At 54.8% G+C, this 5584-nt stretch carries 3 rRNA genes; all 3 read left to right on the top strand.

Annotated elements, in window-relative coordinates:
* Window positions 1-255: 255 nt before the first annotated feature.
* The 3 genes from B0B15_RS15915 to rrf all read left to right on the top strand — a co-directional run bounded on the left by B0B15_RS15915 (window position 256) and on the right by rrf (window position 5526).
* Window positions 256-1777, top strand: a 16S ribosomal RNA gene (locus B0B15_RS15915).
* Window positions 1778-2197: 420 nt separating this feature from the next.
* Window positions 2198-5309, top strand: a 23S ribosomal RNA gene (locus B0B15_RS15920).
* 100 nt (window positions 5310-5409) lie between these two features.
* Window positions 5410-5526, top strand: a 5S ribosomal RNA gene (gene rrf / locus B0B15_RS15925).
* The 16S, 23S and 5S rRNA genes sit together here, the layout of an rRNA operon.
* Window positions 5527-5584 lie beyond the last annotated feature (58 nt).

The raw sequence follows: 5584 nt of genomic DNA on the forward strand, positions 1-5584 counted from the left end.
TAGGTAGTGAACTGCCTCACGGGTAGGTCGAGATGACTGTTTCTGTGGGTGCGTCCGTTCCTTGAGAACTCAACAGCGTGCACTTGTCAAATGCCAATTTATTCCTCGTCGATCTTCGGATTGCGAGAAATTCCTTTGGATCAAAGACCAGCCTCTTCGGGGGTTGGCATATGGATACGTCAGTAATGATGTTTCTCTTTGGTCAGTTTCAAACTCGCTGCAGCATCGTTTTCCCGGTGTTGTGTGCATTTCTTTTTTACGGAGAGTTTGATCCTGGCTCAGGATGAACGCTGGCGGCGTGCTTAACACATGCAAGTCGAACGGTGAAGCCAAGCTTGCTTGGTGGATCAGTGGCGAACGGGTGAGTAACACGTGAGCAACCTGCCCTGGACTCTGGGATAAGCGCTGGAAACGGCGTCTAATACTGGATATGAGCCTCTTCCGCATGGTGGGGGTTGGAAAGATTTTTTGGTCTGGGATGGGCTCGCGGCCTATCAGCTTGTTGGTGAGGTAATGGCTCACCAAGGCGTCGACGGGTAGCCGGCCTGAGAGGGTGACCGGCCACACTGGGACTGAGACACGGCCCAGACTCCTACGGGAGGCAGCAGTGGGGAATATTGCACAATGGGCGAAAGCCTGATGCAGCAACGCCGCGTGAGGGATGACGGCCTTCGGGTTGTAAACCTCTTTTAGCAGGGAAGAAGCGAAAGTGACGGTACCTGCAGAAAAAGCGCCGGCTAACTACGTGCCAGCAGCCGCGGTAATACGTAGGGCGCAAGCGTTATCCGGAATTATTGGGCGTAAAGAGCTCGTAGGCGGTTTGTCGCGTCTGCTGTGAAATCCCGAGGCTCAACCTCGGGCCTGCAGTGGGTACGGGCAGACTAGAGTGCGGTAGGGGAGATTGGAATTCCTGGTGTAGCGGTGGAATGCGCAGATATCAGGAGGAACACCGATGGCGAAGGCAGATCTCTGGGCCGTAACTGACGCTGAGGAGCGAAAGGGTGGGGAGCAAACAGGCTTAGATACCCTGGTAGTCCACCCCGTAAACGTTGGGAACTAGTTGTGGGGACCATTCCACGGTTTCCGTGACGCAGCTAACGCATTAAGTTCCCCGCCTGGGGAGTACGGCCGCAAGGCTAAAACTCAAAGGAATTGACGGGGACCCGCACAAGCGGCGGAGCATGCGGATTAATTCGATGCAACGCGAAGAACCTTACCAAGGCTTGACATACACCAGAACGGGCCAGAAATGGTCAACTCTTTGGACACTGGTGAACAGGTGGTGCATGGTTGTCGTCAGCTCGTGTCGTGAGATGTTGGGTTAAGTCCCGCAACGAGCGCAACCCTCGTTCTATGTTGCCAGCACGTAATGGTGGGAACTCATGGGATACTGCCGGGGTCAACTCGGAGGAAGGTGGGGATGACGTCAAATCATCATGCCCCTTATGTCTTGGGCTTCACGCATGCTACAATGGCCGGTACAAAGGGCTGCAATACCGTGAGGTGGAGCGAATCCCAAAAAGCCGGTCCCAGTTCGGATTGAGGTCTGCAACTCGACCTCATGAAGTCGGAGTCGCTAGTAATCGCAGATCAGCAACGCTGCGGTGAATACGTTCCCGGGTCTTGTACACACCGCCCGTCAAGTCATGAAAGTCGGTAACACCTGAAGCCGGTGGCCCAACCCTTGTGGAGGGAGCCGTCGAAGGTGGGATCGGTAATTAGGACTAAGTCGTAACAAGGTAGCCGTACCGGAAGGTGCGGCTGGATCACCTCCTTTCTAAGGAGCATCTGGCATGGGGGTCTTCGGGCTTTCGTGTCCAGGCGCCAGATCGGGACCGTTCGTGTCTCGCTGGTAGCTCATGGGTGGAACATTTGATGAGGTGTCGGGGATGATGTCTTCGGGTCTAGTACGTGGCTTGCCACTGGAACGGTTCGGGTCGGAGTTGCTGGCACATGCACGCTGTTGGGTCCTGAGGGGCCGGGCGCTGATCGCGCTGGTTTTCGAACTGGTGGTGGTTGGTGGCTGTTCCTCGAGGGCCTTTTCCGCTCTTGCCGGTTGGTGGGTGTGGGAGGGGTACCGCCCGTACTTTGAGAACTACACAGTGGACGCGAGCATCTTCGAGTCAGTCTTTTGGCTGGCTCGTGAAGATGATCTTAAAGATCATTAGTCAATTTTTTGACGATTCAACTCATGTGATTTCAAGTCTTTAAGAGCAAACGGTGGATGCCTTGGCATCTGGAGCCGAAGAAGGACGTAGCAATCTGCGATAAGCCTCGGGGAACTGATAAGCGAGTTTTGATCCGAGGGTGTCCGAATGGGGAAACCCCGCCAGGGCGCGTGCGTACCTGGTGACTCCCGCCTGAATATATAGGGCGGGTAGAGGGAACGTGGGGAAGTGAAACATCTCAGTACCCACAGGAAGAGAAAGCAACAGCGATTCCGTGAGTAGTGGCGAGCGAAATCGGAAGAGGCTAAACCTAGCGTGTGTGATAGCCGGCAGGCGTTGCATGTTGGGGGTTGTGGGACTTTTCGGATTGTTCTGCCGAGCAGTCGACGTGACAAGAGGGTATAGACGAACGGTTTTGAATGGCCGGTCATAGAGGGTGCGAACCCCGTAGTCGAAATGCTTGTTCTTGGCGTGAAGAGTATCCCAAGTAGCACGGGGCCCGAGAAATCCCGTGTGAATCTGTCAGGACCACCTGATAAGCCTAAATACTCCCAGATGACCGATAGCGGACAAGTACCGTGAGGGAAAGGTGAAAAGTACCCCGGGAGGGGAGTGAAATAGTACCTGAAACCGTTTGCTTACAAACCGTTGGAGCCTCCTTAGTAGGGGTGACAGCGTGCCTTTTGAAGAATGAGCCTGCGAGTTAGCGATACGTGGCGAGGTTAACCCGTGTGGGGTAGCCGTAGCGAAAGCGAGTCTGAATAGGGCGATTCAGTCGCGTGTCCTAGACCCGAAGCGAAGTGATCTATCCATGGCCAGGTTGAAGCGACGGTAAGACGTCGTGGAGGACCGAACCCACTTAGGTTGAAAACTGAGGGGATGAGCTGTGGATAGGGGTGAAAGGCCAATCAAACTTCGTGATAGCTGGTTCTCTCCGAAATGCATTTAGGTGCAGCGTTGCGTGTTTCTTGCCGGAGGTAGAGCTACTGGATGGCCGATGGGCCCTACAAGGTTACTGACGTCAGCCAAACTCCGAATGCCGGTAAGTGAGAGCGCAGCAGTGAGACTGTGGGGGATAAGCTTCATAGTCGAGAGGGAAACAACCCAGACCACCAACTAAGGTCCCTAAGCGCGTGCTAAGTGGGAAAGGATGTGGAGTTGCTTTGACAACCAGGAGGTTGGCTTAGAAGCAGCCACCCTTGAAAGAGTGCGTAATAGCTCACTGGTCAAGTGATTCCGCGCCGACAATGTAACGGGGCTCAAGCACGCCACCGAAGTTGTGGCATTGACATTTTTGGTAGGCCTTCGTGGTCCAGCCGTGTTGATGGGTAGGAGAGCGTCGTGTGGCGAGTGAAGCGGCGGGGTGACCCAGCCGTGGACGCTACACGAGTGAGAATGCAGGCATGAGTAGCGAAAGACGTGTGAGAAACACGTCCTCCGAAAGACCAAGGGTTCCAGGGTCAAGCTAATCTTCCCTGGGTAAGTCGGGACCTAAGGCGAGGCCGACAGGCGTAGTCGATGGACAACGGGTTGATATTCCCGTACCGGCGAAGAACCGCCCAAGCTAATCCAGTGGTGCTAAGAGTCCTAGCTCGGAATGTTCCGGATCCCTTCGGGGTGATGGTCGTCCGTGTGAACGCTCGACCCCATGCTGGTGCGGCTAGCGTATTAACAGGTGTGACGCAGGAAGGTAGCCCAAGCCAGGCGATGGTAGTCCTGGTGCAAGTGCGTAGGCCGACTCTTAGGCAAATCCGGGAGTCATACAGGCTGAGACACGATGCGGATAAAAAGTGGGTGATCCTATGCTGCCGAGAAAAGCATCGACGCGAGGTTCTAGCCGCCCGTACCCCAAACCGACTCAGGTGGTCAGGTAGAGAATACCAAGGAGATCGAGAGAATCGTGGTTAAGGAACTCGGCAAAATGCCCCCGTAACTTCGGGAGAAGGGGGGCCATCCACTTATTAGGACTTGCTCCGAAAGGGTGTGGTGGCCGCAGAGACTAGTGGGTAGCGACTGTTTACTAAAAACACAGGTCCGTGCCAAGTCGCAAGACGATGTATACGGACTGACGCCTGCCCGGTGCTGGAAGGTTAAGAGGACCGGTTAGCCGCAAGGCGAAGCTGAGAATTTAAGCCCCAGTAAACGGCGGTGGTAACTATAACCATCCTAAGGTAGCGAAATTCCTTGTCGGGTAAGTTCCGACCTGCACGAATGGCGTAACGACTTCCCAACTGTCTCAACCGCGAACTCGGCGAAATTGCATTACGAGTAAAGATGCTCGTTACGCGCAGCAGGACGGAAAGACCCCGTGACCTTTACTACAGCTTGGTATTGGTGTTCGGTGTGGCTTGTGTAGGATAGGTGGGAGACGGTGAAGCATTCACGCCAGTGAGTGTGGAGTCATTGTTGAAATACCACTCTGGTCACTCTGGATATCTAACTTAGGACCGTGATCCGGTTCAGGGACAGTGCCTGGTGGGTAGTTTAACTGGGGCGGTTGCCTCCCAAAATGTAACGGAGGCGCCCAAAGGTTCCCTCAACCTGGTTGGCAATCAGGTGGCGAGTGTAAGTGCACAAGGGAGCTTGACTGTGAGACTGACAGGTCGAGCAGGGACGAAAGTCGGGACTAGTGATCCGGCAGTGGCTTGTGGAAGCGCTGTCGCTCAACGGATAAAAGGTACCTCGGGGATAACAGGCTGATCTTGCCCAAGAGTCCATATCGACGGCATGGTTTGGCACCTCGATGTCGGCTCGTCGCATCCTGGGGCTGGAGTAGGTCCCAAGGGTTGGGCTGTTCGCCCATTAAAGCGGTACGCGAGCTGGGTTTAGAACGTCGTGAGACAGTTCGGTCCCTATCCGCTGCGCGCGTAGGAAGTTTGAGAGGATCTGACCCTAGTACGAGAGGACCGGGTTGGACGAACCTCTGGTGTGTCAGTTGTTCCGCCAGGAGCACCGCTGATTAGCTACGTTCGGGATGGATAACCGCTGAAAGCATCTAAGCGGGAAGCCGGCCTCAAGATGAGACTTCCATACCCTTCGGGGTGAGAGGCTCCCAGCCAGACTACTGGGTTGATAGGCCGGATGTGGAAGCGTAGTAATACGTGAAGCTGACCGGTACTAATAAGCCGATGACTTGATAACACACCGTTTTTGGTGCTTGCGTCCACTGAGTGGTTCTCGATGTACGGTCGGGAACACAACAATGAAATATCGTTGTTGGTTTTTGAAACATCAATAGTGTTTCGGCGGCCATAGCGAGAGGGAAACGCCCGGTCACATTCCGAACCCGGAAGCTAAGCCTCTCAGCGCCGATGGTACTGCAGGGGGGACCCTGTGGGAGAGTAGGACACCGCCGGACTTCCTTTAACGAAATGGCCACCCAACGCTGGGTGGCCATTTCGCATTTACGGGCACAA

The sequence above is a fragment of the Microbacterium sp. RU1D genome, from assembly GCF_900156435.1.
Lineage (GTDB): Bacteria > Actinomycetota > Actinomycetes > Actinomycetales > Microbacteriaceae > Microbacterium.